This is a genomic window from Croceitalea sp. P059, from assembly GCF_031846365.1.
In the GTDB taxonomy this organism is placed as follows: domain Bacteria; phylum Bacteroidota; class Bacteroidia; order Flavobacteriales; family Flavobacteriaceae; genus Croceitalea; species Croceitalea vernalis.
Genome location: NZ_JAVRHW010000005.1, coordinates 63907 through 89806, shown reverse-complemented (window position 1 = coordinate 89806; position 25900 = coordinate 63907). Strand labels below are relative to the sequence as shown.

The following is a 25900-nucleotide window of genomic DNA, read 5'->3' as shown; positions in this document are numbered from 1 at the left end:
AGCTGACTTGAAAACTACTTTAGCCGCAGACACTATTTATTATGGGGATGAAAATTGGTTTTACTAAAAAAGCCATTGTAGTTAAGGAATATAATTTAGATATCGGGGTAGTTCAGGTTTTTGAAAATTACATCGTTGCTATTTTTGATGAAGGAGCTACTTTAACGCTAGAAAGAGCATATCAAATAATTGGTATTTCAGAAATACATTTCAGAGGTAAAGAGTTTGGATATGTTAGTCTTAGAAAAAACTCTTACGCTATTGACCCTATTGTTTATACTTATGTAAGAGAATTAGACAATTTAAAAGCATTTGCTATTGTCTCGAAAAAAGAGATTGATATGCATAATTTCAAAATTGAAAAAATGTTCTACAAAAAGAACATGGAATTCTTTATCGAGTATGAAAATGCCTTAGCATGGGTAAAAAAACGGCTTAAGAAGAAGAAAAGAAAAAAGGTCTAAACTTCTTTTGTTTCTTTATTTTGTTCTTGTTCTGGTCTTCTGAATAGTTCCATAAAAGCTTTCCCTATATGACCTACTAATTTTGAAGAGGTTACAGCTTCATATCCATTGTCTGAGACCACTAAGTCTCCAGATAACCCATGAAGATATACACCAAAGATAGCAGCACTTAAAGGTTCATACCCTTGGGAAATTAATCCCGTAATCATACCAGCTAAAACATCACCACTACCAGCTGTAGCCATACCCGGATTACCTGTAGAATTTATAAAACCAACATCTTTATAAACAACAATGGTATGCGCACCTTTTATAACTATAATGCAGTCGTATTTTTTAGAAAACGATTTTGCTTTTTCTAGTTTATCAAAATCATCATTCCATTTACCTAAAAGTCTTTCAAGCTCTTTAGGATGTGGGGTAAGTACCGTTTGCTTTGGTAGGTTTTTTAAAAGCTTCGGGTTTTTTGAAATTATATTTAAACCATCTGCATCAACCACCAAAGGGATATTATTTTTTTCTATAAAAGCACTAAATGCCTTAATACTAACTTTATCTAAACCCATTCCCATTCCAACTCCAATTACTGTCGGTTGAATTTCATAACTGATATCGTCTATGAGATCATCATTATCACATGTAATGACCATGGCCTCAGGTAAAGCTGTTTGTAGAGTTGTATATCCGCATTCTGGTATCAACGCAGTTAAAAGACCACCTCCAATTTCTAAGCAGGCCTTACCAGCCAATTGCACAGCCCCAATCTTGCCGTAGCTACCGCCAATTATCAACGAATGTCCATAATTACCTTTGTGTGAAAATTTTAACCTTGGGCGATACATGGGTAAAACTTCGGGTTTACCGATGAATTCATAACCGGTTTTTGTCTTATAGAGAAATTCCGCGTCTAAACCAATATCTAATAATTCCCATTGATTAATATACACCCCTGTTTGCGGAAGAAAGAAAGCCAGTTTAGGAGCTTGAAAACTGAGAACATGATTTGCACGGATTACGTTATCTGAACTACTTGGCAATTGTTCCATATAAAGACCTGATGGAATATCAACTGACAAAATAAAAGCGGAAGAGCTATTTATGTGTTGAATGAGTTTTGCAACCCAATTATCTGGATCACGGTTTAGTCCAATTCCAAAAATAGCATCTACAATTATATCATCTCTGCCCAATTCAGGGAACTCGCATTCAGAATCTAAAAATTCCGGCCACAATTTTCGTTCTTTTAATCTATCAAGATTCAATAGAAAGTCTTTAGAGCGCTTTTCACTATAATTGACTACATAAACACCAATCGAGTATCCATGTTCTTGCAAGTGCCTGGCTAGTGCAATTCCATCTCCTCCATTATTACCAATTCCACAAAAAAGATGAATTTTAACTTGCGCACCTTGCAAGCGCGAATTCATCCATTCAAAAATCTGAACAGAAGCACGCTCCATAAGGATGTCACTAGTAATTTGTTGTTTTTCAATTGTGAATCTATCAGCTGCATAGATTTGTTCCGAGGTAAATATTTTCATTCAATACGATAGTTAATGAATAATTGATAATTTGATAAAAATTTAAGAATCATTTGACGCACTAAACAAAAGTACTACATTTGAAAACTTGAATTTAGTATGAAATTTAATCAATCGCCAATAAAACAATTTCGATGATTCTAAATAGTAATAGCATCATTACTTTTTTTATAACTACCCCTTTGGGGTAAACTGCTATATATTCAATTGTCCGTCCTATTTAGATATTACCTATTGCATATTCAAGAATTCGCATCATGAAAATTTTAAAATTTGGTGGTACTTCGGTAGCCAATGCTGAGAATATTAAACTCGTAAAAAATATTCTTCAAAAAAATGAAGGAACTAAAATGGCAGTTGTAGTTTCAGCCTTTGGAGGAGTTACTGATTTACTGCTTAGTACTTTAAATTTAGCATCTCAACAAGATTTAAATTATGAAAATAATTTGAATAAGATTGAAGAACGTCATTTACAAACAATTAAAGAATTATTCCCAGTTGAATTACAAAGCGGCATATTAAGTAAAGTTAAAAGCGAACTCAATGATTTAGAAACGCTTTTAGAAGGCTCATACCTAATTGGTGAAGTAACACCAAAGCTAGGAGATAAAGTAGTTAGTTATGGAGAAATACTTTCTTCTTTTATCATCAGTGAATTCTTTAAAAGCGAGGGAATCGAACTTGAATTAAAAAACGGTAGGGAACTAATTATAACAGATGAAGTTTTTGGTAATGCGACTGTTGATTTTGAATTAACATACACGCATTGCAATAATTACTTTACCAATACGCCGCATAAAGTTACTATTATACCCGGTTTTGTTTCTTCTTCTTATAGCGGAAAACCAACTACCTTAGGACGTGGTGGTTCAGATTATAGCGCAGCTATTCTGGCCGCTGCTACGAAAGCTGAAGTTTTAGAAATATGGACTGATGTTAGTGGTATGTATACGGCAAATCCTAAATTGGTCAAACAAGCCAAATGTGTTGCACATATTTCTTATGAAGAAGCAATGGAACTTTCGCATTTTGGTGCTAAAGTACTTTACCCTCCAACAATTCAACCAGTACTGCACAAAGAAATTCCAATCATCATCAAAAACACATTTGCACCCGATGATGAAGGTACAACTATCACCAAAAACAAAAACGGCAGCGGAAAAACTGTTAGAGGAATTAGTCATGTTAGTGAAATCACTTTATTATCACTTGAAGGTCCCGGCATGGTTGGAATACCCGGTATTTCTAAGCGGTTTTTTGAAACTTTATCACATGAACAAGTTAGTGTGGTAATGATTACTCAGGCGTCTTCTGAACACTCAATATGTGTTGGTATTTCTGATAAAGATGCCAAAAAAGCTTTATTAGCCATTAACAAAGCTTTTGAATATGAAATTGCCTCGAACAAAATAAAAGAAATTAGTATCGAAAGCGAATTGGCTATAATCGCACTTGTTGGTGATAATATGAAAAGTCATCAAGGACTGAGCGGTAAAATGTTCAGTACTTTAGGTAAAAACAATGTGAACATAAGAGCAATAGCTCAAGGAGCATCTGAACGTAATATCTCTGCGGTTATTCGCAAGGAAGACGTTAAAAAGGCATTAAACACTTTACATGAGACCTTTTTTGAAGAAAATATAAAACAGCTCAACCTATTTGTTATGGGAGTTGGAAATGTAGGTTCCAAATTTTTAGAGCAAATAAGACTTCAAAAAAGCTATTTAAAAGAAGAATTAAAACTCAACTTAAGGGTCATCGGAATTTCTAATTCAAGAACTATGGCTTTTCATGAGAATGGTATTCCACTTGAAAATTGGCAAAATTTCTTAGACGAAGGTCAAAAAGCGAATTCTGAACGATTTATTCAAGCTATTAAAGAACTTAATTACAGAAATAGCATATTCGTTGATAATACGGCAAATAAAACAATTGCGAGCCACTATGCAACATATTTAAAAAGTAGCATATCGGTTGTTACTTGTAATAAAATTGCTTGTTCATCAGAGTACTCAAATTATAAAGAACTTAAAAAATTAGCTAAGCAATATAATTCACCGTTTTTATTTGAAACTAATGTCGGTGCTGGCCTACCCATTATAGACACACTTAAACACCTTATTGCTTCAGGTGATAAAATCATAAAAATACAAGCTGTATTATCCGGTAGTCTAAATTTTGTCTTTAATAACTTTAATGACACCACAACATTCCATGATGTTGTGAAACAAGCCCAAGAAGAAGGTTATACAGAACCTGACCCCACCATAGATTTAAGTGGTATTGATGTGATGAGAAAAATTTTAATTTTAGCTAGAGAAAGTGGTCATGAATTAGAAATTGAAGCCATTAAAAATGATGCATTCCTACCCCCAGAATGTCTTGAAACCAATTCCAACGAACAGTTTTTTGACTCTTTGATAAAATATGAATCAGATTTTCAAAGACTTTATCAGAATGCAGCCAAAAAAGAATGTAAATTAAAATATGTGGCTCAATTTGAGAATGGAACCGCCAAAGTAGGATTACAAGAAATACCTAAAGGCCATGATTTTTATAGTCTTGAGGGAAGTGATAATATTATTCTTTTTTACACGGAAAGATATATTAATCAACCTATGATAATTAAAGGAGCTGGAGCCGGAGCAGATGTTACTGCATCTGGTATTTTTGCGGATGTAGTAAGAATTGGAAATTTCTAATGATGAAAGAAATCAAGGTTTTTTGCCCAGCTACAATCGCCAATGTTTCCTGCGGCTTTGATGTTCTCGGATTAGCAATGGAATCTGTTGGAGATGAAATGTTAGTGCGCAAAAAGGAAACTCCAGGTATTAAAATTACAAAAATTGAGGGTCAAGATTTACCCTTAGAAACTAACAAAAATGTTGCTGGAGTCGCTGGTTTAGCTCTTTTAAATGCAAGTAATTACAAAGGCGGGTTTGAAATAGAAATTTTTAAAAATATAAAACCAGGTAGCGGTATAGGTAGTAGTGCTGCAAGTTCAGCTGGTGCCGTATGGGCAATGAATGAATTACTTGATAAACAGTTTTCAAAACTTGAACTAGTTCAGTTTGCCATGCAGGGGGAAAAATTAGCAAGCAACGTGGCTCATGCTGATAATGTGGCGCCTGCAATTTTTGGCGGATTTACCCTCGTTAGAAGTTATGAGCCGCTAGACATAGTGCCTGTTAATACACCCAACCAACTATATGCAACAGTAATACACCCACAAATAGAAATTAAAACTTCCGATTCTCGTAAAATATTAAAAACTAATATTTCATTAGAAAAAGGAATTAAGCAGTGGGGTAATTTAGGTGGATTAATAGCTGGTTTATTTACTGAAGATTATGAGTTAATAAGTCGTTCATTAGAAGACCATATTATTGAGCCTGTTCGTTCCATCTTAATTCCGGGTTTCGACGCCGTAAAAGCTTCGGCCATTAGTGCTGGTGCTTTAGGTTGCGGAATTTCTGGTTCTGGCCCGTCTATTTTTGCATTAAGTAAAGGACAAGAAACTGCACAAATAGTGGCGCAAACCATGTCTAAAGTATACGAAGAAATTGGTTTAGATTTTGATGTTCACGTTTCTAAAATCTGTTCAAAAGGAGTCAAATTAATATAATTATGAAATTCTACAGTCTAAATCACCAATCTCCTGAAGTATCATTTGACGAGGCTGTAATATCAGGTATTGCACCGGATAAAGGCTTGTACTTCCCTAAAGAAATAAAACCATTGCCCTATTCATTTTTTGATAAGATTGAATTACTATCAAACAAAGAAATTGCTTTTACCGCAATCCGTCAATTTGTTTCAGAAACTATTCCTGACTCAAAACTGAATGCTATTTTAGATGAAGTACTTGATTTTGATTTTCCAATAGTTGAAATTGAAGAAAATATAGTTGCACTGGAATTATTTCATGGTCCTACCATGGCCTTTAAAGATGTAGGCGCGCGCTTTATGGCTAATTGTTTAGGTTACTTTTCTGAAGGAAATAATGAAGAAGTCACTGTTTTGGTTGCTACATCTGGTGATACCGGAGGGGCTGTTGCCAATGGTTTTCTTGGAGTTAAAGGGGTTAAGGTGGTCATATTATATCCTAGTGGTAAAGTCAGTGAAATTCAAGAAAAACAACTTACTACTTTAGGCAAAAACATTACTGCCTTAGAAGTTGATGGCACCTTCGATGATTGTCAACGAATGGTAAAGAGAGCTTTTTTAGATAATGAAATTACAAAGCATAAAAAATTAACCTCTGCAAATAGTATTAATGTAGCTAGATGGTTACCACAATTATTGTATTTCTTATTTGCGTTTAAACAAGTAAAAGCAAAAGGTAGAGACATCGTTTTTTCTATACCTTCTGGTAATTTTGGTAATGTTTGCGCGGGTATGGTAGCTCAAAAACTTGGAATGCCGGTCAAACATTTTATTGCGGCAACAAACGTTAATGATACTGTACCACAGTTCATGAAAACTGGTGAATATCAACCAAAACCATCTACAGCTACTATTTCAAATGCTATGGATGTTGGCGACCCCAGTAATTTTATTAGAATTCGAGAATTATATGAAAATAATTTTTCGAAACTTAAAGAGAACTTTTCTTCGTATTCTTTTGACGATGTCACCACCAAAGCAACAATGACAAAAATTTACAATAAAACAAGATATGTAACCGACCCCCATGGAGCTGTCGGATATCTAGGCTTAAAACATTATCAAAAACATAATCCAAACACATTTGGTGTTTTTCTTGAAACAGCTCATCCCGTAAAATTTCTAGATGTAGTTGAAGAGACCTTAAATATAAGTCCAAGCATACCTGAACAAATAAAAAAAGTAATGGGTAAAACAAAAATTGCTCTTAAAATATCTTCGTACGACGGGCTTAAATCGCATCTACTTCAATCATAATTTTATTTAAAAAACATTCTTAATTATTACTAATCTTCCATCAATATTTCAATATTTTTACGACGATTAATAATGAACAATGAAATGAGCCAAAGACAGGTATAATGTCTGCTAAAATATTTAAAGGCGAATTCCATTTGACTGATAAAAAATAATATTAGCGGATGAAAAATACAGCACTTACACAAACTCATGCGGCCTTAGGAGCTAAAATGGTCCCTTTTGCCGGTTACAATATGCCTGTTTCTTATGAAGGCGTTAATATTGAACATGAAACTGTTAGAAAATCAGTAGGAGTATTTGATGTTTCTCATATGGGAGAATTTTTAATAGAAGGTCCTAATGCGTTAGATTTAATTCAAAAAGTAAGTGCTAATGATGCTACAAAATTAAGTGTGGGTAAAGCCCAATATAGTTATTTACCTAACGAAAATGGAGGTGTTGTTGATGATCTAATTATTTATAAAATTAAAGATGAAACGTATTTATTGGTCGTTAATGCCTCAAATATTGAAAAAGATTGGAATCATATTTTAAAGTATAATGAGGCAATTGGGGCTGAAATGCGAGATTTATCTGATAATTACTCATTACTTGCCATTCAAGGTCCAAAAGCAGTAGAAGCTATGCAATCATTATCATCCCATGATTTATCGGCGATTAAGTTTTATAATTTTCTAGTTGGTGATTTTGCCGGTATTGAACATGTTATTATTTCTGCAACTGGGTATACTGGTTCTGGAGGTTTTGAAATCTACTGTAAAAACTCAGAGGTTCAACAGGTTTGGGATAAAGTACTTGAAGCAGGGGCAAATTTCGGCATCAAACCAATCGGATTAGCTGCAAGAGACACTTTACGTTTAGAGATGGGTTATTGTTTATATGGTAATGATATTGACGACAATACTTCGCCATTGGAAGCTGGCCTTGGTTGGGTTACCAAATTCACAAAAGACTTTGTAAATAGTGAAGCTCTTGAAAAAGAGAAGGCCCATGGGCTAGAACGAAAACTTATAGCTTTTGAATTAGATGGACGCGGTATTCCACGGCATGATTATGATATTGTTGATGGTCAAGGCAAAAAAATTGGTGTCGTCACTTCTGGGACTATGTCTCCTTCTTTAAGTAAAGGCATTGGTTTGGGGTATGTACCGAAAATATTTTCTGAAGTAGGGAGTAAAATTAATATTCAAATTCGAAAAAATGCCATTCCTGCAACAGTGATAAAACTACCTTTTTATAAAAGCTAGTATTCTGTTTTGGACAATAAAAAGAAAAAAATACTCATACTCGGTGCAAGCGGATTCATTGGGAATGCGCTATATAAGGAACTCTGTAATTACTTTGATACTTACGGAACATATTGTACGAATCCGTTATACAGAGAAAATAAGAAGTTTTTTAAATATGATATACAAGAAGATGATATTTTTAAAATACTTGACGCCACCCAACCTAACTACATTATTTCTGCTTTAAGAGGGGATTTCACTTCTCAAGTTCAAGCACATCTTCATTTGATGGAATATCTATTAAAATCTAAGTGTAAACTATACTTTATTTCTTCGGCAAATGTTTTTGATGCTTACAGTAAATATCCTTCTTATGAAAATGACAAAACCCTCTCCGAAAGTATTTATGGAAGGTTGAAAATTAGAATAGAAAACATGATGATGCGCATGCCTAAAACTAAAGTAGGTATTTTAAGGGTACCTATGGTTTTTGGCAATACATCACCCAGAATTAAAGAAATAAAGGCATTGCTTGATTTGAATGAACCAATAGAAGTGTTTCCTAATCTAATTATTAATGTTACGAATGACGATAGACTAACACAACAGATACACTATTTAATTAATCAAGACAAGTATGGTATTTTTCATTTAGGAAGTACAGATTTAATTCACCATCAAGATTTTATCAAAGAAGTTATTCATCGTTTAGGTAATTATGATTCAATTCTAAAAAAAGTTTATACCACCAATGAAGATCGTTACTTGGCTGTGCTTCCAAAAGATAATAAGCTCCCTAAAAATTTAAGTATTACTTCACAAGAAATAATAGACCATCATTTAACCGTAGATTGATTAAATTTATTAATATGGAAAAGTTGAACGATTTACAAATAGAACAAGAGCTTACAAAACTAACCGGGTGGACCTATGAAAATGGTTCAATCACTACATCCTATAAATTTAAAGACTTCAAAACTACTTTTGCAATAATGACTCGGATTGCATTTGAATGTGAAGCTCAAAATCACCATCCTCAATGGGAGAATGTATACAACTCCTTAACCATCAAATTAAACACACATGATGTTGGCGGTATTACTCAAAATGATTTCAATTTGGCCGCAACAATTGAGTCGATTGTAAATTCGTAATACTTATTGCCTTATTTGCGAATGCAAAGTGATTTCTTAAATTTGCTTTCGTTCTAAAATTTAGTTTTTATGGGAAGAGCTTTCGAATTCAGAAAAGCACGTAAAATGAAAAGATGGTCAGCAATGTCCAAAGCGTTCACACGCATTGGTAAAGATATTGTTATGGCCGTAAAAGAAGGTGGTCCGGATCCAGATGCCAATTCAAGACTTAGGGCTGTTATCCAAAATGCTAAGGCAGTTAACATGCCAAAAGACAATGTAGAACGTGCTATTAAAAGAGCTAGTGATAAAAGTCTTGGTGATTATAAAGAAGTTTTATTTGAAGGTTATGCTCCGCATGGTATCGCGGTGCTTATTGAAACTGCAACTGATAACAATACCCGAACGGTTGCAAATGTTAGAAGTTATTTCAACAAATGTAATGGTAGCTTAGGCACCTCAGGCTCTGTAGAATTTATGTTTGACCATACATGTAACTTTAGAATACCATCAGAAGGTATTGATGCTGAAGAACTAGAACTAGAATTCATTGATTTTGGTGCAGAAGAAGTTTTTGTGGATGATGATGGGATTTTAATATATGCCCCTTTCGAAAGTTTCGGAGCTATTCAAAAAGAGTTAGAAACTAGGGAGATTGAAATTTTATCTTCAGGATTTGAAAGAATACCTCAAGTTACTAAGGCGCTGAATGAAGAACAGGTAGCCGATGTAGAAAAATTACTAGAAAAAATTGAAGAAGATGACGATGTTCAAAACGTTTATCACACCATGCAGGAATAGTAGTTAAAAAATGTCTTAAATTAAAAAGCCACCCAGTTGGGTGGCTTTTCTTTATTTTGTTGATAATCAATTGTCTTTATCTTTTGATTACCATTTGTTTATAATATTCAATCCCTTGATTATCAATAGCTTTTACAAAGTACGTACCTGTAGTTAGTTGGGTTACATTCAATAAATAATTATTCTCATTAGCATTAGCTTTACTTGATTGAATCATTCGTCCACTTATATCATAGACATAAAAGACATCAACTTTAGCTACCTCAGAAAAACTTACATTAATATAATCATTCGCTGGATTTGGATATAAATTCATTTCATTTAAATTAGCCGTTAACGGAACAGCAAGAGAACATCCAAATACTTGCACCTCTGCCATGTGCAATGTACCGACATCTGATAATTGAACTCGTACATACCTACCTGTAGTTTCAAAGGCAATTTCTGATTCCAGACCTGCTGCACCTTCAAAAAAGATATGTTCAATATTTTCATCAGTCAAGAGTTCATCTAATGTAGCGGTCGGTGAAAATGGTGTTTCGGATATCAAAACATAAAAATTATTCAACCGCGATTGTAACTTATCTGAACGGTTAAAAATCACGATATTTTCTATTGAAAAATTGCCTTCTAAATCAACCTGCCACCAAGACTGAGATTCACCAGAAATAGTGTGCTGTAAATCGGCTGACCATGGTGACTCTCCAACAATATTACCATCTACAGCATAAAGCGAAAGTCCGTTACCATAAGTTGTCGATTGTTCCGTTGGTTTGCCAAAAGCAAGGTTACCAGGTTTTAAACAACCACCAGGATTACAATCTACGGCCTTTCCACCATCATTAAAAATCCAACCGAAATTATCAATAATGTTTTGTCTCGCAAATTCAGATAAACAGTACTCCTTTTCAAAAGCACCTAAGACAACATCATTTTGCAATGAACCTAATTGACTCCAACCAATTAATGTAGCGTCGTAATTTTCAATTGAAAGGCCTGATAAATCTAGTATACCAGACATATCTTCCACCTTGGAAACATCCCAGTTTTCCAAACTTTGGTTAAATGTAAGTGCTTCAGCGAAAACACCATTCATATTAGTGACAGAAGACGTATCCCAATCTTGTAATGATTGATTGAAAGAGGAAGCAAAACCAAACATTACCCCTATATTTTCGACGTTTTCAATATTCCAAGAATTAATAGATTGATTAAAACTGGCTGCGTAAGCGAACATTCCATTAATATTAAGAGCTTTTTCGGTATTCCAGTTATTTAATGGTTGATTAAATAGAATAGCCCTGTTAAACATCGATTGCATTTCCTCTATATTCGACATATTCCATTCATTAAATTTTAAATTTCCAACTAAATTGCTGCAGCCCAAAAACATGGCAGCCGTACTATTGGCTATTGACAAATTAGGAACGTCATCAGCTATTACATTTAAATTCTCGCATCCAGAAAAAGCCACTTGCATTGAACTCCATTCATTATTTCCCCATGAGTTTACAGCGATAATTTTATCGCTATCATTAATTGATACATCGAATGCATCGTTAAAATAAATTCTCGGAAAATCACCACTTATTGATACGACATAGGTACCGGATGCTGAGTAGGAATGAATAATATCACCAGTTACATTTTCTGTCGTCGTACCATCACCCCAATCGACGGTGTAGTTATAGGTTTCTCCCGGGAAGGTAGGAATAGTGATTTGATTATCATCTGAAATTCCTGGGTTATCCGTTTTCCAAGTGGTCACAAAAGGCCTTGGTACCGCTTCACCTGCACAGCCCAAAACCTCAACTTCAGCCATATGTAAGGTACCAGTTTCAGATAATTGAATACGAACATAACGACCGTTGGTGTCAAAATCAACATTATCTTCTAAACCTGCTTCCCCCTCAAAAAAGTAGTTCAATATGTTATCATCTACCAATAATTCTGATAAGGTGGCTGTTTCACTAAATGGCGTTTCTGAAATTAAAATATAAAAGTTGTTTAGCCTGGCCTGTAACTTATCCGACCTATTAAAAATAGTGATACCTTTTATAGACGAAGTTTCCCCCAAATCTACCTGCCACCACGGTTGAAACTCACCACTAACAGTATGTTGAAGCGTAGCGCTTGCAGTCCATGGGGAGTCACCAAAAGTATTGCCGTCAACAGCTATGCTCGCAACACCATCACCATAGGTTGAAGATTGTGTAGCCATCTTATTTAAAGCAATGTTTGTAAATGAGGTACATTCAGTTTCTTCACAGCCAATAGCCTTACCACCGTCATTGATGGTCCAACCGTAATTGTCGATAATACTTTGGCGAGCCTCCTGGGACGAACAATACTGATTACTTGGTGCGTCCAACTGAACTCCATTTTGCAATGATAGTAGCAAACTCCAACCTATTAAAGTCTTGTCATAATTTTCATTTGATAAGCCAGAACTTTGGAACATTCTTGACATGTCGGTTACATTTAAAACCCGCCAAGAACTTAAATCTTGATCAAACAAAGGAGCCGATTGAAATGTTTCAGTCATCTTGGTCACGTTCGATACATCCCATCCACTAATATTTTGATTAAAGGTTTCCGACGATAAAAACATGTATGACATGTCTTTTACTTTGGAAACATTCCAATTACCTATGTCTTGGTTGAAAGAATTAGCTGTGTCAAACATACCAGCCATTATCTCCACATTTGGCGTATTCCAGTTCGAAATATCTCCATTAAATTCTAGGTTAAAACCGAACATATAATTCATGTTTTTGACGTTGGAAACATCCCATTCGCTCAGCTGTTGATTAAATAAAAGTGCCCATACGAACATGGAATCCATATTTTCTATATTTGAAACATCCCAATTATCAAAACTTATAGTCCCTTTTAAATTTCTACAATTAGCAAACATATTACGTGTTGTGATAACCTGGGAAAGGTCGGGCACATCTTCAGCAATAACATCCAAGTTGCGAGCTCCTGAAAATGCATCTTCCATAGATGACCACTTGATACTACCCCATTCATCAACACTTAACAATTTGTTAGAATCTCCGTAATAATTAAAATAAATCCTCGGAAACTCACCTGAAATCGAAACCGTGTAGCTTCCTGGCACAGCATAGGAATGTGTAATATCAGCTGTTACATTTTCAGATGTAGTACCGTCACCCCAATCCACAAAGTAATCATAGGTTTCTCCGTCAAATGTCGGAATGGATATCTGATTGTCTTCAGATTCACCAGGATTATCTGTTTTCCAAGTGGTGACAAAAGGTCTTTGTGTTAATTCACCTGCACAGCCCATCACCTCAACCTCTGCCAAATGTAAAGTGCCTATTCCAGATAACTGAACACGCACATAACGACCATTGGTTTCAAAATCAAAATTCTCTTCCAAACCTGCTTCTCCCTCGAAAAAGTAGTTAAATATGGTACCATCAGTCAATAATTCTGATAAGGTGGCCGTCTCGCTAAAAGGTGTCTCCGAAATAAGAATATAGAAATTATTCAATCTACCTTGCAACTTATCTGTTCTATTGAAGATATTCAGTCCTTTAATTGTCGATATTTCTCCCAAATCTACTTGCCACCATGACTGGAACTCCCCACTAATCGTATGTTGTAAAGTCGCATCGGCAGTCCAAGGGGAATCGCCGAAAGTATTACCATCAATGGCAATACTTGCAACACCATCGCCATAAGTTGAAGATTGTGTAGCTATCTTGTTTAAGGCAATGTTTGTAAATGAGGTACATTCAGTTTCTTCACAGTCAACTGCCTTACCGCCATCATTGATGGTCCAACCGTAAATATCAATAATACTTTGTCTTGCCTCTTCAGACAAACAATATTGTTTACTCGGTGCATCCAATTGTACACCGCTCTGTAATGAGGGTAATTGGCTCCAACCGATTAAGGTCTTGTCATAATCGTCGTTTGTCATCGAGGGGTCACCAAAAATATTAGACATATCAATAACACTACTAACATCCCAATTCTCTAAACTTTGACCAATCGAACAATCAAAAAACATATTAGACATATCAATAACACTACTAACATCCCATTGGTTAATATCAAAAGTTATAGAACCGAAGACAAACATGCTACTCATATCTTTAACATTTCCTACATCCCAGTCTGGTATTTTAATACCCGAAATACCACTAAGAGTAAACATGGAGGCCATGTCTTCAATCCCGCTCACATCCCAATTATTCATGGATAAGTTTTCGTTTCTTAAACCTGGACAAGCATAAAACATGCTTTTCAAGGATGTTACGTTAGTTAAATTAGGAACATCACTAGCGGTAATATTTGGATCACTAGCATAAAAAGCCTCTTCCATTGAACTCCAAACAATATCACCCCATTGTTCAATCGTCAATAGCTTTTGCGCATTGCTGATGGAACTACTTAGGTAAATACGTGTAAAATCGCCGCTAATAGACACCGTGTAAGTACCACTAGAAGAATAAGTATGTGTTATATCACCAGTTACATTTTCCGTAGTCGTACCATCACCCCAATCTACCGTGTAATTATACGTTTCGCCTGGGAAAGTTGGGATGGTAACTTGATTATCCTCTAATAATCCCATATTGTCCGTCTTCCAAGTAGTGACAAAAGGTCTTTGTACTGCTTCAACTGCACAGCCCAAAACCTCAACTTCAGCCATGTGTAACGTACCCGTGCCTGATAATTGAATACGAACATAACGACCATTGGCATCAAAATCAAAATTTTCCTCTAAACCAGCTTCTCCTTCAAAAAAGTAGTTCAGTATGGTATCATCTACCAATAATTCTGATAAGGTGGCAGTTTCATTATAGGGCGTTTCTGAAATGAGAATGTAAAAATTGTTTAATCTAGCCAGTAACTTATCGGTCCTATTAAAAATTGTAATGCCTTTTATAGCCGAAGTTTCGCCTAAATCTACTTGCCACCAGGGCTGTAACTCAGTAGTTGAATGCTGCAAAGATGCCTCTGGTGCCCATGGACTTTGGCCGATAGTATTTCCATCAACTGCCAAATCAGATACACCATTTCCGTAAGTACTTGATTGTTGAGTTGGTTTATTCAAGGCTAAATTAAATTCAGTACAAGTAATAACACACCCTTCCTGTTTACCATTATCATTAAAAACCCAATTGTAATTATCAATTAAATTTTGTCTTGCATTTTCAGATTGACAATATTGATTTTGTTGAGCTCCTAATTGCACATCATTTTGTAATGTCGGTAACTTACTCCAACTAATTAGGGTTCTATCATAATTTTCGTTGGACAGTCTAGAATTTAAAAATATTTTGGTCATATCAGTGACACTTGAAATATTCCAATTTGATAAGTCTTCATTAAATTGAGAAAAACCAAACATGTAATACATGTCAACTACACTTGAAACATCCCAACTACTAATATCTTGATTAAAGGCTGTCGAGTTGCCAAACATAAAGCTCATATCCGTGACTTGAGATACGTCCCAATTACCAATATCTTGGTTAAAACCTATAGATTGAAACATCCCTCGCATATTGGTAACCTGCGAAACATCCCAGTTATTTAGGGGTTGATTAAAGTTCATTGCTCCACTGAACATGCCTCCCATCATCGTTACTTTAGACACATCCCAATTTGAAATATCAGCATTGAATTCTAGACAATTTCCAAAAAGGTTTGACATATTAGTCACATTACTCACATCCCAATTTGAAATATTGGCATTGAAATTTTCACATTGATTAAAGACTTGGGTAAGATCAGTAACTGTGCTCAAGTCCCAATTATTAAAGGAATCATTACCTTGAAGTGATTTACAACCACTAAACATTGAAAATAAAGAAGTTATTTGTGATAAATCTGGAGAATCAATCGCTAATACATCTAAATTTTCACAACCAGAGAAAGACATATACAACCATTGATTATCGCCCCATTGATTTACTTTTAAAAGTTTAAGAGCGTCACTATTGGCTTCATTGCCAGTAAAACTATTAACTCGAATTGAGTTATATTCACCTGTGATAGAAACCGTATAGACTCCCTTTAAGTCATAAGTATGTAAAGATTCATTATAAATCTCTGTTTCTATTGTACCATCGCCCCAATCAATGGTGTAGGGACCGCCAGAAATCGGAATTGAAATTTGATTATCATTTGTTTTACCCAAATTATCTGTTTTCCATGTGGTTACAAATGCTTGAACATCTGAGCAATCTAGACCAAAATCATTAATAGTCCAATTGTAGTTATCAATTAAAACCTGTCTCGCATCTTCACCAAGACAAAAAGTACTTGTACCTGCATCAAAAACTAAATTTGACTGTAGTAGGGGCAAACGGCTCCATTCAACTAATGTATTATCATAATTTAAAGTGCTTAAGCCGGAATTCAAGAACATGTCGTCCATCTGCGCTACAAGACTAACGTTCCAACTTCCTAGGCTTTGGTTAAAGGCACTTTCATAAAACATTTGATACATAGAATTAACACTTGAAACATCCCAATTAGATAAATTAGTATTAAACAATAATGTGTTTTTAAACATGAAATCCATATCCACAATCGTAGAAACATCCCAATTGTTAAAACTTTGATTCCCGACTAGTTTTCTACAATTACTGAACATTTCTCTAGTAGAAGTAACGCCAGATAGATTCGGTTTGTCCTGAGCAACTACATCTAAATTATTACAATCAGCAAAAGCGCCTTCCATAGAAGTCCACTTAATATCACCCCATTGATTGATACTTTGTATGGATTCACTATTAATGCCACCCAACGCAAAAATAATTCTCGGAAAATCACCAGTAATCGATACTTGATAAAGGCCCTCTTCAGCATAAGAATGACTTATATCACCGTCAACGTTGCTATCGAAAGTACCATCACCCCAATCAACTTCGAAGTCATAAGTCAGGTTAGAATCCGTTGGTATTGTTATACTATTATTAAAAGGATTTATATCTTTTACTAACCAACTAGTTACAAAAGGTCTTTGTTGATTTGCTTCACAATTGATTTGCAATCCTCCATCACTAAAATTCCAGTTATAAATTTCAACTAGATTCTGCCTAGCAGTACCTCCTTCACAATATGATATACCGAATGCGCCTAAATTAACATCAAATCTTTTTGAAATAAGAGCATTCCATCCAATTAATATATTGTCATAGTTTTCTTGTGATAGGCCAGAACTATTAAACATATTTCCCATTTCGGTAACACGAGAAATATCCCAACTCCCTAGATTTTGATTGAATGATGAAGCCCCAGAAAACATTCCGTTCATATCTTGAACATTTGCAACATTCCAGCTACTTATATTTTGATTAAAACTATCAGCTTGCAAAAACATGTTTTGCATGCCTCTAGCATTTTCGGAATTCCAAGAAGAAATGTCTTGATTAAAAGCTGTATTAAAAGCGAACATACTTTCAAAACCAACAACATTACTTACGTCCCACGAGCCAATAGGTTGATTGAACGAAGATTGTGAAAATGTTAGTGATAAATACTCTACCGAACTAACGTCCCATAAACTAATGTCTTGATTAAAAGCAGCCGCCTTATAGAACATAGCTGACATATAGCGTACATTACTTATATCCCAAGAACCAATAGCCTGATTAAATTGGGACGCTCCATTAAACATTCCATCGGTACTAGTCACATTGTTCAAATCCCAATTACTAAATAACTCATTGCCAACTAAAGAAGAACAACCTTCAAACATCTGGCTTAAATAAGTTGAATTACTCAAGTTTGGCGTATCGAGCGCCTTTACATCTAAATTAGAACAATTGTAAAATGCTCTGCTCATAGATGACCAGGCCATATCTCCCCATTGTTCTATCGATAATATTTTTTGTTTATCAGTTTCAGTATTAAAATCACCAAAATAAATTCTAGGGAAACTTCCTGTTATTGCAACAGTATATGTACCAGCCACAGCGTAAGTATGAGTCACTGAAGTTGTTAAACCTTCGCTTGTTGTGCCATCTCCCCAATCCACATTATAATTATAGTATAACGGTACGGCAAATTGATTGGCTTCGTAGATAGGTATTGTTATTTGATTATCTTCAGAAATACCTTCGTTGTCGGTTTTCCAAGTTGTTATAAAAGGATTGAGATTTTGTTCGGGAAGATTTACTAAGTCCCTACCCAAATTCCATAAGCCCTGTCTAAAAGAACCACCAAAAATAGTAGTAGAGTTCAATTCTAATTCAGTTAATTCTCTTTCTAGATTTTCATTAACGGGGTACCAACCTGTTAAATCTAGTCTGGTTGCATAAAGACCATCACTTGTTGCACCGTAGATTATCTCATTAACCACTTCTATTTCATTAAATCTAATCTCTAGTCCATTTAGTCTACTCCAAGTGCTGCCTAAATCATCTGTAATAAAAACACCCCTGCTTGTAGCAACAACTAATTTTTGATTAATAAAATCAATATCAAGAGTGGCAGCAAATGAATTTGGAATAGTAATATTAGCCCAGGTATCACCTAGATCTTCAGAAATGAACAACTCGTTATTAACAGTACTTAATACTAATTTGTTTTCATTTAATACTATGCGGTTAAAACTCGTTTCAAAATCTAAACCTACAATAGGCTTGGTTGTCCAACTTTCCATATTATCAGATGATAAATACACCTCATTACCGTATGTTACAGATGAAAAAATACCATTGTCATAACTGATATTTGAAATGGAGTATACACCAGGTGGAGACAAACGTTTTATCCAATTCTCTCCTTTGTTAGCACTTGAATAAATACCGTCTTGTGTGATGCTATATAAAACATCATTAACTAATAAAAGTTGACTAATACTTCTGGCAGAAAAATTATTCAAACCATTATTGCGTAACTCCCATGTTAGACCAGCATCATCAGAAAAGTAAAAACCAATAAAGGAAGTCCCTAAATAAATATCATTATTATCAACAAGCAAGGCCTCAACATTTAAAGCAACCAGACCGTCATTACTTGCATACCAATTTAAACCTGCATCATCCGTTTTGAATACTCCTTTGATTCCTACAGTTAAAATGACATCTTCATTTATATAAATATCATTTTGGGAAAGCTCGACAAAAGGATTTGAAAGTACAGTAAACGTTTGGAAATCATTATCTGAAACATAAATTCTATTTGCAGCTACTAAATATATTTGACTATCAAATTCAACTATACTAGTAATAGTCGCAAAGGTATTTAATTCAATTTTTGACCAAACATCTGTGTCCGTTGTAAACACAAAAATGTCATCATCATCTCCAGCATATATTTTATTTTCATTGGCATGAAGTGATCTTATTCCATTTGGTCCAAGACCGGGAATTATAATCTCTTGCCAAGAAACGCCATTATCAGAAGATTCAAATAAAGCAGAACCACCGCCATAAATTTTGTTGTTAAAGGATGTAAAACTACTAAACTGAGTATTATTTATTGGTCCAGTGCCTTCGCTCCAAGTTAATCCACCATCATTAGAAAACGTTATTCCCCCATTGGCATATGCGGCAATAATATTATTATTCTCCGCATAAATTTGATAAAACGTTTCAGATTCAATACCCGTATTTATTGGAAACCAAGAGCTTCCATTATTTGTAGATTTATAAATTCCGTTTTGGTCTACACTTGCGAAGAGATTAGTACCATCAGTAACAATTGTCCAAATAAACGCATTTTTAGGAAATCCATTATTTACCAAAGTCCAATTGGAACCATTATTTTCAGATTTAAAAACTCCTCCATTAGTTGCAATGAATAGCCTGCTTTCTACACTCAAAATATCAGAAACAGAACCACCTTGTGGATTATTAAATTGTTGCCATTGTGCAGTACCTAAAAAACCGAATAAAAAGATAAGAATAGTGAGCGTAAATTTCTTCATATGTTGTAAAATCAAATAGGTTCGAAATCATTAAAAATAAAGCAATAGACTATCTTTAAGTTCAAAAAATCGATAAAATGTAACTAAGTTCGATTATTAAAAAAGAGCAAACAAAAACCATAGTTACACTATGGTTTTTGTCCAGTAAGAGAATCATTATTTTAACGACTTATTCAAGAAACAAACATGCGCTTTACTATACTCCTTTTTTTAGGAATTTTGACAAATGCAGTGGCTCAGCAAATGACTCCAGAGAATTTAATTTCACTTATTGAGCAAGAATCCGATACTTTATCAATCAGCAGCAATCAAATTCAGTTTAAAGTAAACAATGGTTTATTGATTTGCATTTTTGATGAAAATGCTAACAGAATGCGAATCATATCACCTATCATTGAACGAAAGAAACTTACTGAAGATGAATTATTAAATGCGCTAGTAGCAAATTTTCATTCGGTTTTAGATGTTAAATATGCATTAAGTGATGAAATCATTTGGTCTGTATATACGCATCCATTAAAAGAGTTAACTGAAGGACAAGTTATAGATGCAATTCAACAAGTTTATGCTGCTGCCATTACTTTTGGCAATAGTTATTCCAGCACTAATTTAATCTTTCCGGGTAATTCAAAAAAAGTGATTGACACCACGAAAACAAGGGTTCTTAAAAAATTATGATTATTTAGATTATTCAACCTCAAAACTATACTCGGGAATTTTACCTTTAACCCCCTTATAGAACCCTACAATTTTTTTGAAATCATTGTCTAAATCATCAGTAGGACGAAACGGTTCGGCAAAACTGATTTTCTTTTTACCAAAATCAAAAGCTACCATTACAATTGGCACTTTCGCAGCCTTTGCGATATAATAAAAGCCCGTCTTTAATTCCTTTACCTTTTTCCGGGTTCCTTCTGGGGCAAGAGCAAATCGGAATATTTTATGAGACTCAAAAACCTTAACCATTGCCTCTACTGAATTTTGAGCGCTGGTTCTATCTATAGGCGCGCCGCCTGTCCACCTAAAAAACCACCCAAAAGGTGGCTTGAACAAACTTTTCTTACCTATGTAATTGATTTCTTTATTTAATACTTTGCGTATTAAAAGACCTAATACAAAGTCTAACCAATGCGTATGTGGTACAACGATGATAACACATTTATCAATATCTGGGAACTCACCTTCTATACGCCAACCCATTAGTTTAAAGTATAGAAACTTGGCAAATCTATGTAACATGAATTTCTTTTGAAGAGTTCAACTAAAAAGTGAGCTTAGATTTTTTGATAAATAGATTTCAACTTTTCTTTCGAAAGCTGTTCTTTCCAATTAGTCCCAAGTGCATTTTCCCAAAGGGCCTCCATGGAATAAGCTACTTCAATCATGACATCCATTTCTTTTTCCGTTAAATTGGAACAAACATTTTTTGGGAGTATAATTTGATGTTTATGAAGCATTTGTTGAAATAACATTACTCCTTCAGGATAAAATTCTTCCAAATGTTGAAATACCAAACAATTACCTATTCCGTGTTTTGTACCTAAAACGTAAGAAAGACCATAACTCATTGCATGGGCTACCCCAACTTGAGAATAGGCAATACTCATACCACCGTGCCAAGAAGCCATCATCAATTTTTCTTCAGCTTCTTCCGTTGCTAAATCGTTTAAAAAAACTTCTTTGCAAAGTTCATAAGCCTTTTCACCATAGCTTTGACTAAAAGCATTTAAATAAGTACCATTTAAAGACTCTACACAATGAATAAAACAGTCCATACCAGTATAAAACCATTGCTCATTAGGCACTGTAGCAAGTAAGTCAGGATCTAAAACTACCTGGTCATAAGTGGTAAAATCAGAATTTATGCCTAATTTTTTTTTAGGACCTAATAAGACTGCCGTTCTGGAAACTTCTGCTCCAGTCCCACTAATTGTAGGCACACCAACGTGATATAGCGAAGGTTTTTGAACCAAATCCCAACCCTGGTATTGGTCCGATGTTCCTTTATTCCCCAGCATAATCGCTACCGCTTTTGCCAAATCCAAAAGGGTTCCGCCGCCAATTCCAACAATTCCTGATGGTAATTCATCATAATCAGCTCTAATTTTTTCAACGAGATAATCTACTTGCTCAGTTTTTGGTTCTTCATCTGCTGAAATAAAAATGATTTGATCATTAAACAACCATGGTATACGATGAGCAAAATCGGAATTTTCAAAAAAATCATCTACTAAAAAGATAAATGGAGCATCAGAATTCTTTCTTTTTGGTAATAATATATCTGCCAATTGGCCAAAACTCCCTCTGCCGAAAACTACTCTCGGCACCATTGGAAAGTTCTTATAATTTGTATTTTTCTTCAGAACTATACTTTTATTTTCTAATTTATTTTCTATCTTCATTCTTAATTCAAGTACTTCAAAATTTCACGAATTCCGCTAAGTTTTAAATGTCCGTTGTTTTGTTCTTCTTCATTTGAAACTATTTCATGTGCCCAGGTAGTATGAAAGGGAATGTGTATGGCCTTTGCGCCAATATTAATTATAGGTATAACATCTGACTTCAATGAATTCCCTACCATTAAAAACTCATTTGTTTGAATCTCTAAATGATCCAACAGATTCTTGTAATTTTCTTCTTTTTTATCACTTAAGACTTCAACATGATGAAAATACTTTGAAAGGCCTGATTTAGCAAGCTTTCGCTCCTGATCTAATAAATCGCCCTTGGTCAATACAATCAATCGATACTGATTTTGCAATTTAGCCAAGACCTCTTCTACTCCATCTAATAATTCAACAGATTGAGCAATCATAGTTTTACCAAGATCTATTATTGCTAAAAGCTTTTCTTGAGCTATATTGTTATTGGATAAATCCAAAGCCGATTCAATCATTGATAGCATAAAGCCCTTTACTCCGTAGCCATATAGCTCTAAATTCTTCATTTCCATTTTAAAAAGCTCTTGATCTATTTTATTTTTCGTTTCATAGCCTTCTAATAATTCAGCAAATTTTTCTTCAGTTTCACGAAAATATGTTTCATTGACCCAGAGTGTGTCATCTGCGTCAAAAGCAATTGTTTTTATATTAGAAAAATCTACTTCCATGCCTTTTTAGCTCTTTCTAAATCTTCGGGAGTATCAATTTCGATACCTGTTACTTGGGTCTCAACCATTTTAATTTTTTTACCGTATTCTAAAAAACGTATGGCCTCTATTTTCTCCGTCGCTTCTAAGGCAAGCATTGGTAATTTTTGAAAATCAGCCAATGCCCTTTTTCTAAAAGCATAAATGCCTTTGTGCTTATAATAAAGAGCGCCAGCACTTTTATCTCTAGGATAAGGGATAACTGAACGAGAAAAATATAGTGCGAAACTACGATTATCAACTATGACCTTGACGGTATTAGGATTTGAAATCTCTTCCCAATCAGTAATTGGTGTCATCAGAGAAGCCAAATCTATCTCTGACTTTTTATCGTTCTTAAATACTGCAATTATACGTTTCAAACTTTCGGTATCTATAAAAGGCTCGTCTCCTTGAACATTTATAACAATATCTACATTCATAGTAGATACTGCTTCGGCAATACGATCACTACCGCTTTCATGTTCTTGAATGCTCATTATGGCCTTTCCACCATTATCTTTAATGAGTGCAAAAATCAATTCACTATCTGTAACTACATAAACATCGTCAAATAGTTTAGTATTAATGACTGCTTCGTACGTTCGAAGTATTACCGGTTTTCCGTTAAGATCTTGCATTAATTTCGCAGGAAAGCGAGACGCCTGATATCGTGCCGGAATCATTGAAATTATTCTCACCCTGATTTATATTTTATTTTATTATTTACGTTTGGGTCTAAGCTTTCTATAAATACTAAATATGACAATCAAAATAATAATTACTAAAACTATGGCTAACGGAGGAACCAAGATTGAAGCTGTAGAAACCGCCAATGCTGTGCCAGTTTCAACTGTTGAAACTATTGGATTAGCCACTCCACCTGTTGTTGCAGTTGAAGTTAATCTACCTGCTGCATTTGCACCTTTAATCGCTGTGGCCGTGCCTCCACCTGCTATAATTGCCAATGACCATGTAATTACAGGATCTAAATCAGCAACTGTTGAAACCATAACAGCTGTTCCGGCAATCGCTGCAAGTGGAATTGCAATGCTATCCAGTGCATTATCCACCCATGGAATAAAATAAGCAAAAATCTCTGCTAAAGTCGCTATACCAAGTGTTAATACCGCAGCTAAACTTCCAATCCAAGTCCAGCTATCATTAAGGTCCCAAACGCCAAAATATGAAGCTAGACTTAAAGCAAATAGCGGCAAAAATACTCGAAACCCAGCAGATGCTGCTAGTCCAATACCTAAAAAAATGCTGATAATCGTTTCTGAAGTCATTTTTACAGTTTAAACTAAAATAGGTTATTCCCCTTCAACAAAAAAATCGTTTTTAAATCCAATTAAATAAAGTCTGTTTTTTGCTCTGGTTACTGCCGTATAAAGCCATCGCAAATATTCTTTTTCTATACCATTGGGCAAATAAGGCTGTTCTACAAACACCGTATTCCACTGGCCTCCTTGAGATTTGTGACAAGTAATAGCATATGAAAACTTTACTTGTAGCGCATTGAAATACTTATTATTTTTTACACCTAAAAACTTCTTATATTTCGATTTTTCATGTGCAAAATCTTTGGAAACTTCTTGATATAATTTATTACCATCTTCATAAGACAACGATGGTGTTTCTGCCTTTATAGTATCTAATAATAACACTGTTTCAAATGGTTTTTGATTAGGGTAGTCTACCATTTGAACCTTGACTTCGGCGAATTTAAATCCGTAAAGTTCCTTAATTGAAAACAACTCTAAAACCTCTATAATATCACCATTAGCAATGAAACCAGCTTCTGAAGTTGCTTTAAGCCAAAAATAATTGTTTTTGACCACCATCATATAATCTCCAACAGAAATATCATTGTCCAGAAATAATATTCTTTCACGTATATTTTCATTATACAAATTCGCTCTTTTATTTGAACGCACAATTATGGCCGTCTCTTCTTTCCCATTTTGAGAATAAGAGTCATCAATAGCTTCTTGAATTTCATGTCCATCAATCAATCTAACGATATCTTCAAAACCCGCCAATTGAAATTTAAATTCTTCGAAAAATTCTTGTTGTAATTGTTCTCTGAGGTTTGTAGCATTAAATAAAATACCTGACTCACTCCCTTGTCGCATTACCTCATCTAATTCAATCTTAGTGACTTCTTTATTATAATTTAATGACAATTTATCTTGATTAAGCGCAGGGCTTAAATCTAATCTCACGGGTGGTAATTGAGCTGTATCCCCTATTAAAATCAATTTACAATTATGACCAGAATACACATAAAAGATTAGATCATCTAATAAAGAGCCATTTTCAAATAATTTTGAATCTGAAGGGGCATCAGGTATCATAGAGGCTTCATCTACAATAAATAGAGTATCACGATGTTTATTAGGTGCTAAAACAAATTGAACACCTCCACCCGATTGTTTCTTCGGAAAATAAATCTTTTTATGAATAGTAAATGCCTTTGTGCCTGAATAGGTTGACATGACTTTAGCCGCTCTACCTGTTGGTGCTAACATCACCGCTTTCATTTTAGCTCGCCATAGGTTCTTTACTATACTACCCGTTATGGTTGTTTTTCCCGTTCCAGCATAACCTTTTAACAGAAAGAGCCTGTCTTTTTCTTTGGATAATATAAAATCAGACAATCCGCTTAGGGTTGCCTCTTGCAAAACAGTAGGTTGATGTGGAAATTTATCAATTAAAATCTTAAGAAAATCTTGCGTTTTCAAGTCGGCCATAACC

The 25900-nt window shown here is 34.6% G+C and carries 17 protein-coding genes; 9 read left to right on the top strand and 8 right to left on the bottom strand.

Annotation, left to right across the window (positions count from 1 at the left end; genetic code table 11):
- Positions 1–47: 47 nt before the first annotated feature.
- Positions 48–464, top strand: coding sequence for an STAS/SEC14 domain-containing protein (locus tag RM542_RS13870; protein WP_311386403.1), 417 nt, complete (start codon positions 48–50; stop codon positions 462–464).
- Here the strand turns inward: RM542_RS13870 and RM542_RS13865 are convergent.
- Complete coding sequence (locus tag RM542_RS13865) at positions 461–2005, bottom strand: NAD(P)H-hydrate dehydratase (protein ID WP_311386349.1); 1545 nt, start codon at positions 2003–2005, stop codon at positions 461–463. The genes RM542_RS13870 and RM542_RS13865 overlap by 4 nt on opposite strands.
- Positions 2006–2262: 257 nt before the next feature.
- Between RM542_RS13865 and thrA the strand changes: the two genes are divergently transcribed.
- The 7 genes from thrA to RM542_RS13830 all read left to right on the top strand — a co-directional run bounded on the left by thrA (position 2263) and on the right by RM542_RS13830 (position 10094).
- Positions 2263–4707 (top strand): bifunctional aspartate kinase/homoserine dehydrogenase I, encoded by a 2445-nt coding sequence (gene thrA, locus RM542_RS13860; RefSeq protein ID WP_311386348.1) that lies wholly within the window; start codon positions 2263–2265, stop codon positions 4705–4707.
- A gap of 2 nt (positions 4708–4709) precedes the next feature.
- Entirely contained in the window at positions 4710–5630 is a 921-nt protein-coding gene (locus RM542_RS13855) for a homoserine kinase (protein WP_311386347.1), read from the top strand.
- A 2-nt stretch (positions 5631–5632) separates the two neighbouring features.
- Positions 5633–6928 (top strand): threonine synthase, encoded by a 1296-nt coding sequence (gene thrC, locus RM542_RS13850; RefSeq protein ID WP_311386346.1) that lies wholly within the window; start codon positions 5633–5635, stop codon positions 6926–6928.
- 164 nt (positions 6929–7092) lie between these two features.
- Positions 7093–8178: a glycine cleavage system aminomethyltransferase GcvT gene (gene gcvT / locus RM542_RS13845; protein ID WP_311386345.1), complete on the top strand. Its 1086-nt coding sequence runs from the start codon at positions 7093–7095 to the stop codon at positions 8176–8178.
- 9 nt (positions 8179–8187) lie between these two features.
- On the top strand, positions 8188–9015 hold the full coding sequence (locus RM542_RS13840) for a sugar nucleotide-binding protein (protein WP_311386344.1): 828 nt from the start codon (positions 8188–8190) through the stop codon (positions 9013–9015).
- Positions 9016–9029: 14 nt separating this feature from the next.
- Positions 9030–9314: a 4a-hydroxytetrahydrobiopterin dehydratase gene (locus tag RM542_RS13835; RefSeq protein ID WP_311386343.1), complete on the top strand. Its 285-nt coding sequence runs from the start codon at positions 9030–9032 to the stop codon at positions 9312–9314.
- A gap of 69 nt (positions 9315–9383) precedes the next feature.
- On the top strand, positions 9384–10094 hold the full coding sequence (locus RM542_RS13830) for a YebC/PmpR family DNA-binding transcriptional regulator (protein WP_311386342.1): 711 nt from the start codon (positions 9384–9386) through the stop codon (positions 10092–10094).
- A 76-nt stretch (positions 10095–10170) separates the two neighbouring features.
- On the opposite strand, the gene RM542_RS13825 is transcribed toward RM542_RS13830, so the two are convergent.
- Positions 10171–20016 carry a BspA family leucine-rich repeat surface protein gene (locus RM542_RS13825; RefSeq protein ID WP_311386341.1) on the bottom strand — a complete coding sequence of 3282 codons (9846 nt, stop codon included), beginning with the start codon at positions 20014–20016 and terminating at the stop codon, positions 10171–10173.
- 186 nt (positions 20017–20202) lie between these two features.
- Between RM542_RS13825 and RM542_RS13820 the strand changes: the two genes are divergently transcribed.
- Complete coding sequence (locus tag RM542_RS13820) at positions 20203–20694, top strand: hypothetical protein (protein WP_311386340.1); 492 nt, start codon at positions 20203–20205, stop codon at positions 20692–20694.
- Between the two features lie 9 nt (positions 20695–20703).
- Here the strand turns inward: RM542_RS13820 and RM542_RS13815 are convergent, their stop codons facing one another.
- Genes RM542_RS13815 through RM542_RS13790 form a run of 6 tightly spaced genes read right to left on the bottom strand, consistent with a single transcriptional unit; the run spans position 20704 to position 25896 of the window.
- Positions 20704–21255, bottom strand: coding sequence for a 1-acyl-sn-glycerol-3-phosphate acyltransferase (locus RM542_RS13815; RefSeq protein WP_311386339.1), 552 nt, complete (start codon positions 21253–21255; stop codon positions 20704–20706).
- 35 nt (positions 21256–21290) lie between these two features.
- The gene (locus RM542_RS13810) at positions 21291–22418 is read right to left on the bottom strand and encodes an iron-containing alcohol dehydrogenase family protein (RefSeq protein ID WP_311386338.1); all 1128 of its coding nucleotides are present in this window, start codon (positions 22416–22418) and stop codon (positions 21291–21293) included.
- Positions 22419–22420: 2 nt separating this feature from the next.
- Positions 22421–23125, bottom strand: coding sequence for an HAD family hydrolase (locus RM542_RS13805; protein WP_311386337.1), 705 nt, complete (start codon positions 23123–23125; stop codon positions 22421–22423).
- Positions 23116–23829 (bottom strand): 3-deoxy-manno-octulosonate cytidylyltransferase, encoded by a 714-nt coding sequence (gene kdsB, locus RM542_RS13800; protein WP_311386402.1) that lies wholly within the window; start codon positions 23827–23829, stop codon positions 23116–23118. Before kdsB ends, RM542_RS13805 begins: the two co-directional genes overlap by 10 nt.
- 36 nt (positions 23830–23865) lie before the next feature.
- The gene (locus tag RM542_RS13795) at positions 23866–24432 is read right to left on the bottom strand and encodes a DUF4126 domain-containing protein (protein ID WP_311386336.1); all 567 of its coding nucleotides are present in this window, start codon (positions 24430–24432) and stop codon (positions 23866–23868) included.
- A 24-nt stretch (positions 24433–24456) separates the two neighbouring features.
- Positions 24457–25896, bottom strand: a complete 1440-nt coding sequence (locus tag RM542_RS13790) for an AAA family ATPase (protein WP_311386335.1) — start codon at positions 25894–25896, stop codon at positions 24457–24459.
- Between the last annotated feature and the right edge of the window lie 4 nt (positions 25897–25900).

What these genes read in the sequence shown, in the direction of transcription:
- RM542_RS13870 (WP_311386403.1), top strand. Translation starts at nt 48, where the DNA reads ATGAAAATTGGTTTTACTAAAAAAGCCATTGTAGTTAAGGAATATAAT.
- RM542_RS13865 (WP_311386349.1), bottom strand. Translation starts at nt 2,005, where the DNA reads ATGAAAATATTTACCTCGGAACAAATCTATGCAGCTGATAGATTCACA.
- thrA (WP_311386348.1), top strand. Translation starts at nt 2,263, where the DNA reads ATGAAAATTTTAAAATTTGGTGGTACTTCGGTAGCCAATGCTGAGAAT.
- RM542_RS13855 (WP_311386347.1), top strand. Translation starts at nt 4,710, where the DNA reads ATGAAAGAAATCAAGGTTTTTTGCCCAGCTACAATCGCCAATGTTTCC.
- thrC (WP_311386346.1), top strand. Translation starts at nt 5,633, where the DNA reads ATGAAATTCTACAGTCTAAATCACCAATCTCCTGAAGTATCATTTGAC.
- gcvT (WP_311386345.1), top strand. Translation starts at nt 7,093, where the DNA reads ATGAAAAATACAGCACTTACACAAACTCATGCGGCCTTAGGAGCTAAA.
- RM542_RS13835 (WP_311386343.1), top strand. Translation starts at nt 9,030, where the DNA reads ATGGAAAAGTTGAACGATTTACAAATAGAACAAGAGCTTACAAAACTA.
- RM542_RS13830 (WP_311386342.1), top strand. Translation starts at nt 9,384, where the DNA reads ATGGGAAGAGCTTTCGAATTCAGAAAAGCACGTAAAATGAAAAGATGG.
- RM542_RS13825 (WP_311386341.1), bottom strand. Translation starts at nt 20,016, where the DNA reads ATGAAGAAATTTACGCTCACTATTCTTATCTTTTTATTCGGTTTTTTA.
- RM542_RS13820 (WP_311386340.1), top strand. Translation starts at nt 20,203, where the DNA reads ATGCGCTTTACTATACTCCTTTTTTTAGGAATTTTGACAAATGCAGTG.
- RM542_RS13815 (WP_311386339.1), bottom strand. Translation starts at nt 21,255, where the DNA reads ATGTTACATAGATTTGCCAAGTTTCTATACTTTAAACTAATGGGTTGG.
- RM542_RS13810 (WP_311386338.1), bottom strand. Translation starts at nt 22,418, where the DNA reads ATGAAGATAGAAAATAAATTAGAAAATAAAAGTATAGTTCTGAAGAAA.
- RM542_RS13805 (WP_311386337.1), bottom strand. Translation starts at nt 23,125, where the DNA reads ATGGAAGTAGATTTTTCTAATATAAAAACAATTGCTTTTGACGCAGAT.
- kdsB (WP_311386402.1), bottom strand. Translation starts at nt 23,829, where the DNA reads ATGATTCCGGCACGATATCAGGCGTCTCGCTTTCCTGCGAAATTAATG.
- RM542_RS13795 (WP_311386336.1), bottom strand. Translation starts at nt 24,432, where the DNA reads ATGACTTCAGAAACGATTATCAGCATTTTTTTAGGTATTGGACTAGCA.
- RM542_RS13790 (WP_311386335.1), bottom strand. Translation starts at nt 25,896, where the DNA reads ATGGCCGACTTGAAAACGCAAGATTTTCTTAAGATTTTAATTGATAAA.